The sequence below is a fragment of the Ruegeria sp. YKSF57 genome (genome assembly GCF_059612585.1).
Genome location: NZ_JBXWQW010000074.1, coordinates 1 through 13,144, shown reverse-complemented (window position 1 = coordinate 13,144; position 13,144 = coordinate 1). Strand labels below are relative to the sequence as shown.

Here is a 13,144-nt window from a genome sequence, read left to right as displayed (position 1 = left end):
CTGTGGATGCCCTCATTCGAAAGGCAAGCTCATGAATCCAGTTAAAACCAAGCGTGATGGCGCGATCCTTGAAATCACCCTGGACCGCCCCAAGGCGAATGCGATCGACCTGCAGACAAGCCGGATTATGGGTGAGGTATTTCGCGACTTTCGCGACGACCCGGATTTGCGCGTGGCCATTCTGACGGGTGGTGGCGAGAAGTTTTTTTGCCCTGGTTGGGATCTGAAGGCCGCAGCCGATGGCGACGCCGTCGATGGTGACTATGGCGTCGGCGGCTTTGGCGGTTTGCAGGAATTGCGCGACATGAACAAGCCCGTTATCGCGGCAGTGAACGGAATAGCCTGCGGTGGCGGTCTGGAACTGGCGTTGAGCGCTGATATGATCGTGGCAGCGGATCATGCGACCTTTGCATTGCCCGAAATCAGGTCGGGCACCGTGGCCGACGCCGCCAGCGTGAAATTGCCCAAACGCATTCCTTATCATATCGCGATGGAGTTGCTTTTGACCGGCCGCTGGTTTGACGCGACCGAGGCACAACGTTGGGGGATGGTGAACGAGATTGTCCCGCCCGATCAGTTGATGGATCGCGCTTGGGAGTTGGCGCGCCTTCTCGCAAGCGGCCCGCCGCTGGTCTATTCCGCGATAAAAGAGATCGTTCGCGAGGCGGAGGATTCCAAGTTTCAGGATATCATGAATCGGATCACCAAACGTCAGCTGGCGACGGTCGATATCCTTTATGCGTCCGAGGATAATCTCGAAGGCGCCCGCGCATTCGCCGAAAAGCGCGATCCGGTCTGGAAAGGGAAATAAGACGGCTCAGGTCTTTTCGAACAGGGCGACAAGGGCGGTGTCGTCCTTGTTCGGTCCGGCTGCCAGATCTCCGTAAATACGGACTTCTTTGAGTTTCAGGTTCTCAATCTGTCCGTTCTGCAAGTCGCGTAATATGTCAGCAAAACCTTTTGCTTCATAATGCTTTGCATTGATCGACAAGGCAAACTGCGCCCCACGCCGGGCGACCCGCAGCAGGGCAGGAAGCGCCTCGGGGCCAAGGTGGCCGTGCGTGAAAGTACCCGAGGAAACGATGCCGGAATAGCTTTCCCGTGGAACTGGAATACCCAGGTTCAGATCGGCCTCGATGGCATCGCGATAGATGTCCTTGCGCATCGCTTCGGCCAGCATCTCGGGGCTTATGTCGGTGGCATCGATCGGGCCGACGCCCAAACCGGCCAGCACCGCGCCGCACAGTCCGGTTCCCGCTCCCACATCCAGTACCGGACCTTGCCCCCCGGCCGCAACAAAGGCGCGGGCGGTTTGGACGTGAAGCTGATAATCTTCGAGCGCTGCGAAACTGTCGTCATAATCACCGGCCCATTCGGCATAAAGCCGTTTGTGGTCTTCCGGTGTTTCCAGCGCATAGGCGGCGTGCAGGTCGGGTGTCTTTTTGCTCATGCCCCATGAAAGGCCCAAGCGGAGATTCGAATCAAGTGCGTCCATCGGGCGCTTGCATCGTCCAGCATTGCAGCCCATCAAGGTAACATGACAGGCACACTTCTTTCTTTTGGACACGGATATTCTGCTCAGGCGCTGTCGCGTCTGCTGATCCCCCGTGGATGGCGCGTTATCGGCACGACGCGAAACACAGAACAGGTTGATAAAATTCAGAAATCCGGAGCAGAGCCGACTATTTGGCCGGGTTCCTTGCCGTCGTTTGATGGTGTGACTCACATGCTGATCTCGACCTCTCCCACCTCGGCGGGTGATCCTGTACTTGCCGCGCTGGGCGATGAGATCGTGGCGAGGGCGGGGCAACTCGAGTGGGTCGGCTATTTGTCGACGACGGCGGTCTATGGCGATCATGATGGTGGATGGGTGGATGAAACCACGCCACCGGAACCGGCCGCCGAGCGCGGGCGCTGGCGGGTGATGGCCGAGGAACAGTGGTCCGCTATCCCGGGATTGCCTCTGCACATCTTCCGGCTGGCGGGAATCTATGGGCCGGGGCGGGGACCATTTTCCAAGTTGCGAAAAGGCGGGTTGCGGCGAATTATCAAGCCTGAACAAGTATTTAGCCGTATACACGTTGACGATATCGCACAGGTTCTGGCGGCATCGATGGCACGCCCAAATCCGGGTGCGATTTACAATGTGTGTGATGATGAGCCGGTGCCGCCGCAGGATGTGATTGGGTATGCTGCTGAGTTGCAGGGGTTGCCGCTGCCGCCCGCCGTGCCGTTCGACGAGGCTGACATGACCCCGATGGCCCGCAGTTTTTATATGGAAAACAAGAGGGTACACAATGATCGGATCAAGGATGAGCTGGGAATCGAGCTGATCTATCCGAACTACCGGGTCGGGCTTGAAGCGCTGATGAAGGAGACTGACGGCACGGAATCCGGATGAATTGTCCAATTTGTACCGATCCCAGAGGGCAAGGTGCCATTTTGTACAGTTCCGGAACGGTCAAATCGCGCCTCCACCGCCGCCTTCCCGCCCTGCCGAATGCAGCAAATGGGCGTGGATTTTCCGGCCGGGCGAACCCGGCCAGAAAATTTGGTCATGTCTTGAAGTTATTTGTCTGCTTCACGGACGATGCAAACCTCCGGGCGAACGGCTCTGTTAAGCGTGACCGGCCCAGAGCCGACCTTCGATCCACCTTCAAGATTCTGCGGTCGCAGCCCGCTTTGCGGTCATTCGCTGCAAGTGCGAAATCCGGGCTTCCTCGAATTCACAGATCGCGGGACTCTTCTGCCGGTCGCTGATGCAGCGAAATTGACTTCCGCACGACCGCCTAATTTCTGAGCCAGTTGTGGTGGAGCAGCATGATTTCCCGTTAGCGGTCGTTCAAAATGGTCAAAATGACCGAAGCCAGAGGCGGCCGTTCGTTGCGCCAGCGCTGGATGTCTCGCCATGGTCTCCGATCACTTCCCTAATGAGCTCCAAATCAATGGCCACTCAAGACCAAAGAAAACACCGGGAGCATAAATACTTGAATTCTCAAAATAATCGCGTGCACCAACCCCAGCGTATCCACGGCGTGTAGATAGACCCGCTCGACAGAACCAACGTCACCTTCGTGTAGAACGTCATGATGATTGCTGTATGCATTCGCCAGACACGTGGACCCGGTCAAAACTTCGTCGACACTGCCAGGATAAACAGGCTCCAGGAAAACCGTTAGGCTGCCCGGCAACAGGCCAATCTGCGGATCAAGAAGACGGTCCTCCTGCCTGATCTGCCCCGAGGGTAGAACATCCTGAATATCGACCACCACCATTGGAATTACAGTGAAAGGTTTGGAAAGGCAGGACATTTCGACGTAGCTTCCCACCTTGATAACAGGCACAGAAATCTGGCCGAAACTGGCTAGGAATCGCTTATTGCTGGAGAACTTTTCAGGGATCAGGATCCCTGCAGGGCGCAAGATCGGATTGACATAGTCTCCGACCTGCAAAGTGAACTGCTCGACTGAACCATCCACACCCGCGTAGATGTAAGTTTTCGCGAGCTCTGCTTCCGCCTGTTCCAGGGACGCTTTTGCAGCCTCCAATTCAGCAGGTATTTGTTCTTTCAAACGCTCTTGAGCGGCGAGCTGATTGGCCACGACAGCTTCCAACTCGTTCTGCCTCACCAAAGCCAGATTCGACGCTCTCACCAGTCGCTGTTCGAGAGCTGCGCCGGAATTCTTGTCAGCAAGTTCTCTTTCCTGGGCTAGGTCATATTCTGCTTGCGCCAGATTAGCCTTCGCCATTTCTACTGTTGCACTGGCAGCCGCCAAGTTCGCCTCGGCTACAGGAATTGAAGCTTCGGTTTGCAGAATTCTTGTTTTGGCCGCGAGAACAGCCGCCTCTTGGCTGGCGCTGTCCAGGCGGAAAAGAAGCTGGCCACCTTTTACAGATTGCCCGTTTTCGACCAAAACCTCAGACACCCGCCCCCCGGTTTCCGGGAGAATTGTAACCGTCCGAAAGAACGAACGGACATTCGTGGCAGATGGGTGATAGTAGAAAACTACGGTGATCAAGGCCAGCGTAAGAAGCAGACATGTCGTCAATCCATATCTCAGCTCGTACCATACTGAGAAGAGGTTTATCTCCTGCCCCCATTTCTTTCCTTGCCAGTAACGGCGAAACAGGTAATCCGGGAAAATTGTGACTAAAGAGCAAAGCAGGAACTCAAGCATTGCCGTCACTTTCCATTTTGGGCTGGGCAGTCTTCTCACCGCGGGGCGCAGCGACAGAAAGCTGAATTGCGTCAAGAGATGACGCAATCGATTTCAGCGGATTGAGAGATCGAGCTATGGATTTGATAGGGGTCAAGAAGTCGGGAAACTTGAAAGCCGCAATGACCAAGGCAATCACCCAAAACAGATTATTGTGCGTGAACAATGCAAGCAGTGCCAATATCCCCACCACTTGAAACTGGGCATGGCCAGCTTCATGTGCGATATTTTCCGGCACGGAATGAAGTGTAAAGTACACGGCACCTGCGACTACGAAAATTCCAATGATTGCAACCACGACCAGGATGAACAATAAGTCGCTTCCGTCGCTTGAAGGAAAAAACGACGGCAAATGGCCCGTCGCCAACGGGTGCATGCTTTGTGTCTCAGAAAGAGTACTCATACTTTATTCCTCCGTCTCGAATCTGCTGCGATCGTGCGATGCCTATAAGGCGCATTTACAAACCATTTGAGCGCGCCCATGATTTTCGCGTCAGTTGTTGTTTGACTGGATACGCTGCAGGATGACCTCTGGATTGAACGACGACGCTGCCTGTTGCGGTGGAAACTCCAAAAGACTCCTAAAAAAGTTCCTGGCCGTGGCTTGAGCGATCGCGCCGACAAACGTTCTGTCAAATGCCCACTGGTCATAGCTGTTGCTGTTGAAGTCTGCCGTTTCGAAGGGGTCTGTTCTGAGGTTGTAGAGCTTTGGGAAGCTGAGCGGGATCATCGGCTCTTGCCAAGCGCCCAAGGCAGTGCCTCGTTGCTCGCTAAAGACCAGCTTCCAATCACGGAAACGCATGGCCGCCACACCTCCGTTGTCAGTAAAATAGAAGAACTCCTGTCGAGCACCTTCCTCGGTTTCGCCGGTCAACAAAGGCAATTGATTGTAGCCATCCAGATGCACACGATATGGTTTCCCATTTAGCTCATGGCCTTCCCTCAGCTTCTCAACAATGTCTACTTCGCCTGCGGCTGCCAGCAGTGTTGGGAACCAATCAAGATTGGACATAATCTCGTTGGACACCGTTCCAGAGGGAATGCGGCCTGGCCATCGCACCGCTCCGGGAACACGGTATGCACCTTCCCAATTGGTGAACTTCTCGCTCCGATAGGGAGTAATCCCACCATCAGGCCATAGGCTCGTCTGAGGCCCGTTGTCGGCATGATAGATGACAATGGTATTCTCCGAGAAACCAAGATCATCCAGTTTTCCTAGAAGAGAGCCGACCCATGCATCATGCTGCAACAAACCGTCGGCATATTTGCCTTGTCCTGAAACTCCTTTCCACTCATCAGGCACATAGGTGGGGTAGTGCATTCTGGTAGAGTTCATCCAAAGGAAAAACGGTTGGTCGCTTTCTTTTGCCAGTTCAAGAAAATCAAAGCCCTCGGAAAGCACCTCATCATCAAAGGTCTTCATGCGTTCCCGATCCAGAGGGCCCATATCCTCGATGGTCTGCGTGCCATCACCGTTTGCGACACTTCTGACAGGATTTCGAGGCCCCAGGTTTTCCTTGAAAACTGGATTTCCGGGGTAATCTTCGTTTTCTAACTCGTTGTACGCATTCAGATGGTACAATATTCCGAAAAAGCGATCGAACCCGTGCATTGTTGGCAAGTGTTCATCGCGATCACCCAGATGGTTCTTTCCAAATTGCGCAGTGATATACCCCTGATCCTTCAAAGCAGTGGCTATCGTCGGATTCTGTTCGTTCATTCCATTCTTGTCGCCGGGCAGGCCCACCTTTGCGAGGCCAGTTCGAATTGTGGCCTGACCGGTGATCAAGGCGGAGCGCCCTGCGGTACAAGATTGCTCGGCATAGTAATCCGTAAAGGCCATACTGTCTTCGAACAAACCATCAATGTTCGGTGTTTTGTAACCTCTTGAACCTCTGTGATTGAAGCTGAGATCCCAGATTCCCGTATCATCACTCGTGATTATCAGAATGTTGGGCTTCCGCTCTTCGGCAAATGCAGCCCCCATGACCCCTGTCATCAGAGTTGCAACCATTACGCTTCTAATCAGGGATTTAGTCATAGCACTCCAAGTCCATTCTTTGCCTTCGCCACTTCAGCGCAGCGATTATTCAGCATGGCCACCATCGACCCAATCGTTGATCATTTGAGCGAAATCTTCTCGCTTATCCTGATATGAGAAATGCCCACACTCCTCAAAAACTCGAAGTTTCGCGTTTTTTAGTCGCTCCTGAAACTTGTACGCCGTTTCCACGAGTAAGAGTTTGTCATCCTCTCCCCAAAAGATTTGGATCGGCAGATCAATTTCGGGAAGATTTGGTTCAATTGTGCCAATGATTTCTGGATAGGCTTTGAACCATTGCATGATCGCAGGTATCCTGCCGCGGTATGACGCAAAATAATCCTCTACCTCGTCATCACTAGGAGAATAGTTTACATAGGCCAGCTTGTTGGCGCCAACCACGAATGGCCCGGCCCCTCCAATCTTGAATATCAAGCGCCACAATGGTGAAGTGACGGCCCGGTCGATGATCGAACCATTATGCGATGGGGTGACGCAAGGTCCGTCCCCCAAAACGAGACTCTTCAAACGATGGTCACGATGAATGGCGTAGTGTAGCGCAACCGGCATGCCAACGTCGGGTCCAACCAGATGGAAATCCGCGATACCAAGCTCGCGAACAAACAGATCCAGGATTTCGCTTTGAGCTTCGGTATTCATTACCTCGTGGCCGCCCTCGCTCCGGCCAAAGCCGGGAAGGTCGAACCCAATCAACCGGAACTTTTTGGCAAGACTTGGCCAGATTTGTTCGAAGCAACGAATGCTCTGCGGTAGCGGACTCAGAAAGAGTATTGCCGGACCGCTTTCGTTGCCGGCAACCGAGTACCTGAGGCGAAGACCCTTGATGGTCATGAACTGAAAGCTCATCTTGTAATCGGTCAACGCGTCCATTTTATCGCTGGACCTTTTCTGAACAGCTTTCAGCGCTCGATACTCGGGTGTTATGAGCATCAAACCTGACGCTATGAATTCGTTGAAGATTGCTCCAGGTATTGATGTGAACTTCATCGTCTGCCTCGCTGCTGGAGGTCAAGACTGCCTATAGCTAGGCAGGACGAGCAATCCATTGTACGATTCCGGCAAGATACGGACCGTCATCGTGGGGAAAATCGGACAAATGGAAGCTGGCGATCATCTGAGCCAACTGAAGCGCATTACACTGAGACTCAACCGTTTTGAGGACTTCCGCTATGCGATTCCAGGCTGGCGGGGAGAGTTCACATTGCTGTCCAAGGGTGCATTTGAGGGTAAGCTCGAGGTGGCGCAAATGCCTCACTTGAGAGCGTTTGTCGCAGAGACCAACATTTCGCTCCTGACAAAGGGGCCCGCTGACGAAAACAGCGTCACCATTATTCCTATCACAAGACGCTCTCAGGCAACGCGTTGGCAAGGCAGACAGCTAGAGCTTGGCGACATTCTCATCAGAGGCACTGGCATTGAATATCATAACTGCACGGAAAGCTGTGCCCAAATTGAAGCCCTAATTGTCGGCAAGCGGGTTCTCCAGAACGCGATGCAAATTCTGTCTTATGGTGAATTGGACATCGATCTCGAGACTTGGACAGTTCTTCACACCAACCCTGAAGGTGCGATGCTTATTCAGCGGCAAATACAAATGCTATGCCATGGCGCAATATCGCATTTGTCACAAGCGGACACCGAGGCAAGAATCCTACGCTGTCTGGTCGAAGCGCTGCAAAAAACTCAGCTCAAATCCGAGCACACGATTGCAAACGAGAAGCAAAACAAACTTGTCGCCTCAGTGATCGAATACATGCATGCAAATATTTCTGCCCCTCTGACCGCCTTGGACCTGTGCAAAAAATTTCATGTCAGTGATCGTCTTCTTAGGCATGCTTTTCACAAGCACTATGGTATGGGGCCAATAGCATTTTTGAATGCGACTAGAATAAACCATGTAAAAAAATGTCTGGCATACAGTAGCCCTCATGATGTTCTGGTGTCAGACGTATTACGGGCTCACGGCGTAAAAAGGCCAGGAAGCTTTTCCCGCAAGTATTTCGACTACTTTGGAGAAAGGCCCAGTGAAACACTTGGAATACGCAAATATTGACCGCCTTTGAGCATTGTTTTTGCAGATAAGTTGCCCATAGATGAGGACACCCTGAGAATAACCGAGTCATCCAACCTCGGTATTTGTCGATCAATTTTGGGCCAAGCGATCCATGCCTAGAAAACGAGCGGTGACATTTCTGATCTTCTTTGACTGAAGTAACACCAGAAATTCGGATAGTTGGTTATTCGGCGTTGGGGACAGCCATCCTGTACAAAAAGGGGGTCCAAATATGTCGGCAGCGCCTTGCGCTGCGCTGCCGCGACTAGTTCCGCAATTTATCGGGCGTTCGACAGCGGAGTTCGGTAAAACCGCATCAGGCGATTTCGCCCGCAACTCGGGCATCAGCGCATGAAATCATGCTGACAAATGAATGAACGTCCGCTATTCGCGCTGCTTAGTAGCTAACGGCTATACTTGTTTCATCGCTGTATCTGCGAAAGTCAAAACCCGTGCACTTCCGCATTGGGCTCGAAGGGGACATCTGACAGAAATGCGCCGATGTCCGGACCGCGGACCTACTACAAAACCTGAGCGCATAACGGCCCCGATTGAATGGCGAAAAACGGAGTGAACTGCGTTTTGCACCAATTCCTACTTTCCGGCTCTGGTTAACTTTTACCAAGGCGCAATTTGTGTTGGATTGGTCGGGACGCAAAGCTCGGGCGCACTGATCCTCGAACTCCATTCGAAGTCTGATAAATCATCGCGGCACCTCGTGGCTCGTGGGCCTGGAGCATGCGTGAGATGTCCTTACGTATGCGTCCTTGATATGATTGGTTCAATCGGCCATCCTTGGATTTGTCACGGGCAGATTGCGCTGTTTGATCCGCCCCCGGAACCTTCAGAAGGGCGCCAATGCGATTTCGAAGTTGGATCGTCACCACCTTGGTGATTGGAATCGCGCTTGCAGTGCTCTCTGTCCTAATTGTCCTGCAGCACAACGCGCTCTACTCCCAACTGCTGCGCCAGCGCATCGCCGTCATAGCCCAGACGACGGCAGAGACGTTCCGACCAGTTCTCGACCTTGGCCTGCCGATATCGATGCTACGGGATGGCGACAGCATCGTGGCCCGTGGCATGTACATTGATCCCAAGATCGTGGCGGTGCACGCGATAAACCCCAGTGGCATCGTCGCCCATACCACGGGAACGAAACCCACAACACTGCCACAGGATGTGCTGACAGCCATGCGGCTTTCGGACGGCGACTTCTGGGGGCACGAGACCGCGGACACGCTTTATAGCGGCTTTTCCATTCGCCGAGCGCAAGACGGGCCGGTATTGGGGGCCGTTATCGTGGAATATCCGCATGAGCTCCTGGAAACTGCGTCGCAAGACATTGTACGTATCACGTTGCGCAGCGCACTTGTGATCCTGATCGGAACATCCACTCTCGCTTTCATTCTGATCTATCTGGTTCTCGACCGACCGCGGCGCAGACTGGCGGAGCTTTTGAGTACCTACAGCCATGGAAAAGCTGTTGCGTCCGCCGTGCCGCCGGACAGATCGCCAGAACATGGGGCTCTCGACGCAGAGTTCTCGCGTCTGGCGCGGAGCCTGCACGACGCCGAGGCGGCCTATGACGAGGCGCAGCGGGCCATTGCCGCCTCTGCGGAGGGCCGGCCGTTCTCTTCCCAGTCCCCGTCCGCTCAGACCGAAGAGGTTTCACCGGAGCGAACTGGCCGGTTGAAAACCCTGATACTTGCGCAGGTTCTGCCGATCACGATTGTCTTGCTCATTGCCTCGGCCATGATGCTGGGCACGGTGCTTATGCGTGCCGTCACCAGATCGGTCGAGCCTGAACTCGCTGCGCGAACCGACCTGATCGGTACCGTCGTCAGCGAGAACGTCCAGCACGCTCTCGACAGCGGAATAGGCCTCGATGAGATCGTCGGGGCGGACCAGTTCTTTGGCGACATGCTCAAGCGGCTGCCGGAAGTGGCCTACATCGCCATCGCAACCGGGCGGATCGTGATTGAGGCAGGCGAGCGCATCGACCCCTATCTCGCGCCGCCGAGAGAGCGGCGCGGCGTGCGGAGCCATCCGATCCTGCATGACGGCAAAGAGATCGCCTATGTTGTCATCGACATAGACCCGCGCCTGATCGCGCAACGGTTCCGGGACGTCTTGCTTGACGAAACGGTGATCCTGCTGGTGACGGTCCTGCTTGCGTGGGAGGTGATGCTGCTGCTCACCGGACGCACTCTGACAGGCGGATTGGCGCGGCTGCAAAGGCTGAGCGCCATGCAGGCGGCGGGCGATTTCTCTCGGCGGGTCGCTGTCGTCGGACAGGATTCGGTTCAGGCAATCCTGAGCAGTGTCTCGAACCGAGCCGAGACACTGCACGGGGCCTTTGCCAAGGCTGTCGAGACCGCCACCGCACCGGGCCGCGCCGCTCTCCAGTCCGTCGGCGGGCGGTTCGGTCTCTCTCCGGGCGGACCAAAGCTGCTGGAGACATCGTCCTTTTCCGACATTCGGCTTGCGCTCTTTCTGTTTGCAGCGGCGGACGAATTACCGCTGGCTTTTTTGCCGATCTATACCCGCGCGGCGGACAATCTTTGGCCATGGCTGAACCAATCCGTCCTGATCTCGTTGCCGCTTGCCGGTTACCTGTTGGCCATCGTGATCATGTCGCCCTATGCGCGCGTGCTGGTCGAGCGCTTCGGGGTCAGGGGGCTCTTTTTCGCCGCGGCAATCCCGACGCTGGCCGCGCATATCGGCCTGTTCGCGGCCAGCACGGCTCAGGAGATCATCCTCTGGCGCGCGGTTACCGGTTTCGGTTACGCGCTCGTGACCCTTGCCGCACAGGACTATGTTCTGAGCGTCGCAACCAAGGCAGACCGGGATCGAATGCTTGGCATCTTCAGCCTCGTCCTCTTTGGCGGCGTGTTTTCCGGAGTGGCGCTGGGTGGCGTGTTGGCCGACCGACTGGGGCCATCGAATGTCTTTCTGGTCAGTGCCGCCTTGATTGCGGCATCCGCCCTGCTGAGCTGGAAATTGATTGCGCCCGACATCGGCCGGATAGACATGGAAGAGGCCGCCACACCGACCCGAGGCGCGAAATGGCGTGTTCTGGCTGATGGGCATCTCGCCGCCCTGATTTTCGGAATTGCCATCCCTGGGGCAGTGGTCTTGCAGGCCTTTGTCTCCTACCTCGCCGCGCTCACCCTGAACGCGCAGGGAGCGTCGGCAGCCGAAATCGGCCGGATTCTCATGCTCTACTTCGTCACGGTCATGGCAGTCAGCCCGCTTGCAGGGCGCCTGGAAGGCCTGTTGCGGATGCCCGGCACGGTTCTTTGTATCCTCGGAGCGGCCCTTGCCGGAATCTCCTTGCTTCCCATTGCCGCGGCGCCGTCCCAGCTGACCATGGCGCTTGCCATGATCGGCACCGGCGCGGGCGGCGCGCTGGTGCGGGGAACCCAGGTTTCCCTTGCCCTGAGCCTCTCGGAGGCGAAAGTCACCGGGCTCGGACCTGCAACCGTCCTTGGCGCCCTGCGCACCGGTGAACGCCTTGGCAGTGTTGTCGGCCTCATCCTTGTGGCTTGGCTCTCGGGAGCAACGGGGCACGCTGCCGCGACGCTGGCAATCGCGGTGTGGACGATGGCCGGAGGTGCCCTTTTCGCCGTCATGGGCGGCATGAATTTCTTGACATCGCAGCGGTCTGACCGGTGACTGTTCTTGTTGATCCGACTGAAGTACCCGATGAAAACTGTCGTTTCAAAACTTGCTATGGTCTTTTGTCTTCATGTTTCCTTCTCTGTCCCGGCGTGGGCAGATACGAAAGTCATTCTCGGGGTATTCTACTACGGGTGCGATGAACTGTGCCACGGCGTACAATCGGAATTGGCGCAAAGCGGCTATGATGTCGAATTGGACGTCCGCGATCTTCAGCAGGACATTTCGCGCCTGCCGGCGCTGCTTGAAGAGGCACGGGCCAACAAGGTGGATCTCGTCATTACGCATGGGACTAGTGCAACGCTGGGAACGATCGGACGGTTGGAGGATTTCGGCGACCCGCGGTTCCTATCCGATATTCCGGTTGTCTTCACTCAGGTGGCCGACCCATTCGGCACCGGTATCGCCGAAAGCTTCGCACGTAGCGGGCGCGAAAATGTTGCGGGCACCTTCAATCGCGTTCCCGAGGCCGTGAACATTGAGGTCGTGCGCAGTTACGACGTCAAGTTCGACCGGCTCGGCCTTCTTTACAACAGCAACGAAGAGAACTCGGTCATCAAGCGCGACGAACTTGCCGCGCTCGCCCCGACACTTGGCGTGGAATTGATTGCGCTCGAGGTCCAGCCAGGTGTCTCGGGGCCGCCAGATCCCGCGCAGATCCCTGCGCGGATGGCCGAACTGGCCGCAGCCGGTGTCGAATGGCTTTACCTCATCTTCGTTCCTTCGTCAGAACGGAACACTGTTCACAGAGTCTGCGGTCGAGAATGGCATCGCAATCGTCAGTCCCTACGAGGTTCTCGTGCGCAACGACAGCGCGCTTCTGTCGATCGCGGCACGGGAAGAGGATGTGGGCCGCCTCGCCGCGCGACAGGCGCTGACCATCCTGCGCGACGGCATCGCCCCGAGGGACCTCCCGATCCTAAGCGCGACCGATTTCGCATATGTCGTCAATATGGACGTCGCCCGGAAACTCGACAAAATCCCGCCCTTCGCCTTCCTGCAGATAGCCGAGACGGTTCAGCACTGATCACGGGCGATTGGCAGTGGCCTGTCGGTGGACCCGGACTGCCTTAGCAAGCCAACGGTCACGAGAGTCGCGAAAATCCCGCCGAGACCCGATTATCGGCCTGATCG

General features: G+C 55.6%; 10 protein-coding genes. 5 read left to right on the top strand and 5 right to left on the bottom strand.

Annotated features, from left to right (window positions below; all coding sequences use genetic code 11):
- Nucleotides 1–31: 31 nt before the first annotated feature.
- The gene (locus AC2FLX_RS20690; protein ID WP_480749039.1) at nt 32–811 is read left to right on the top strand and encodes a carnitinyl-CoA dehydratase; all 780 of its coding nucleotides are present in this window, start codon (nt 32–34) and stop codon (nt 809–811) included.
- 6 nt (nt 812–817) lie between these two features.
- On the opposite strand, the gene AC2FLX_RS20685 is transcribed toward AC2FLX_RS20690, so the two are convergent.
- Nucleotides 818–1,450, bottom strand: a complete 633-nt coding sequence (locus AC2FLX_RS20685; protein WP_480749038.1) for a class I SAM-dependent DNA methyltransferase — start codon at nt 1,448–1,450, stop codon at nt 818–820.
- A gap of 87 nt (nt 1,451–1,537) precedes the next feature.
- Here AC2FLX_RS20685 and AC2FLX_RS20680 point away from each other — a divergent pair, with 87 nt between their 5' ends.
- Nucleotides 1,538–2,401 (top strand): SDR family oxidoreductase, encoded by an 864-nt coding sequence (locus AC2FLX_RS20680; RefSeq protein ID WP_496809912.1) that lies wholly within the window; start codon nt 1,538–1,540, stop codon nt 2,399–2,401.
- A 541-nt stretch (nt 2,402–2,942) separates the two neighbouring features.
- On the opposite strand, the gene AC2FLX_RS20675 is transcribed toward AC2FLX_RS20680, so the two are convergent.
- From AC2FLX_RS20675 to AC2FLX_RS20660, 4 genes are all read right to left on the bottom strand, one after another.
- Entirely contained in the window at nt 2,943–4,178 is a 1,236-nt protein-coding gene (locus AC2FLX_RS20675; protein WP_480750724.1) for an HlyD family secretion protein, read from the bottom strand.
- A complete protein-coding gene (locus tag AC2FLX_RS20670; RefSeq protein ID WP_145975742.1) occupies nt 4,171–4,620 on the bottom strand; it encodes a hypothetical protein in 450 nt (149 codons plus the stop codon). The genes AC2FLX_RS20675 and AC2FLX_RS20670 overlap by 8 nt, the downstream gene beginning before the upstream one ends.
- 90 nt (nt 4,621–4,710) lie before the next feature.
- Nucleotides 4,711–6,258 (bottom strand): arylsulfatase, encoded by a 1,548-nt coding sequence (locus AC2FLX_RS20665; protein ID WP_496809913.1) that lies wholly within the window; start codon nt 6,256–6,258, stop codon nt 4,711–4,713.
- Nucleotides 6,259–6,303: 45 nt separating this feature from the next.
- A complete protein-coding gene (locus tag AC2FLX_RS20660) occupies nt 6,304–7,266 on the bottom strand; it encodes an alpha/beta fold hydrolase (protein ID WP_480750722.1) in 963 nt (320 codons plus the stop codon).
- 91 nt (nt 7,267–7,357) lie between these two features.
- Here AC2FLX_RS20660 and AC2FLX_RS20655 point away from each other — a divergent pair, with 91 nt between their 5' ends.
- The 3 genes from AC2FLX_RS20655 to AC2FLX_RS20645 all read left to right on the top strand — a co-directional run bounded on the left by AC2FLX_RS20655 (nt 7,358) and on the right by AC2FLX_RS20645 (nt 13,084).
- A complete protein-coding gene (locus AC2FLX_RS20655; protein ID WP_496875522.1) occupies nt 7,358–8,332 on the top strand; it encodes a helix-turn-helix domain-containing protein in 975 nt (324 codons plus the stop codon).
- An 858-nt stretch (nt 8,333–9,190) separates the two neighbouring features.
- Nucleotides 9,191–12,007, top strand: a complete 2,817-nt coding sequence (locus tag AC2FLX_RS20650; RefSeq protein ID WP_496809915.1) for an MFS transporter — start codon at nt 9,191–9,193, stop codon at nt 12,005–12,007.
- A 30-nt stretch (nt 12,008–12,037) separates the two neighbouring features.
- Nucleotides 12,038–13,084, top strand: a complete 1,047-nt coding sequence (locus AC2FLX_RS20645; protein ID WP_496747196.1) for an ABC transporter substrate binding protein — start codon at nt 12,038–12,040, stop codon at nt 13,082–13,084.
- Nucleotides 13,085–13,144 lie beyond the last annotated feature (60 nt).

What these genes read in the sequence shown, in the direction of transcription:
- AC2FLX_RS20690 (WP_480749039.1), top strand. Translation starts at nt 32, where the DNA reads ATGAATCCAGTTAAAACCAAGCGTGATGGCGCGATCCTTGAAATCACC.
- AC2FLX_RS20685 (WP_480749038.1), bottom strand. Translation starts at nt 1,450, where the DNA reads ATGAGCAAAAAGACACCCGACCTGCACGCCGCCTATGCGCTGGAAACA.
- AC2FLX_RS20680 (WP_496809912.1), top strand. Translation starts at nt 1,538, where the DNA reads ATGACAGGCACACTTCTTTCTTTTGGACACGGATATTCTGCTCAGGCG.
- AC2FLX_RS20675 (WP_480750724.1), bottom strand. Translation starts at nt 4,178, where the DNA reads ATGCTTGAGTTCCTGCTTTGCTCTTTAGTCACAATTTTCCCGGATTAC.
- AC2FLX_RS20670 (WP_145975742.1), bottom strand. Translation starts at nt 4,620, where the DNA reads ATGAGTACTCTTTCTGAGACACAAAGCATGCACCCGTTGGCGACGGGC.
- AC2FLX_RS20665 (WP_496809913.1), bottom strand. Translation starts at nt 6,258, where the DNA reads ATGACTAAATCCCTGATTAGAAGCGTAATGGTTGCAACTCTGATGACA.
- AC2FLX_RS20660 (WP_480750722.1), bottom strand. Translation starts at nt 7,266, where the DNA reads ATGAAGTTCACATCAATACCTGGAGCAATCTTCAACGAATTCATAGCG.
- AC2FLX_RS20650 (WP_496809915.1), top strand. Translation starts at nt 9,191, where the DNA reads ATGCGATTTCGAAGTTGGATCGTCACCACCTTGGTGATTGGAATCGCG.
- AC2FLX_RS20645 (WP_496747196.1), top strand. Translation starts at nt 12,038, where the DNA reads ATGAAAACTGTCGTTTCAAAACTTGCTATGGTCTTTTGTCTTCATGTT.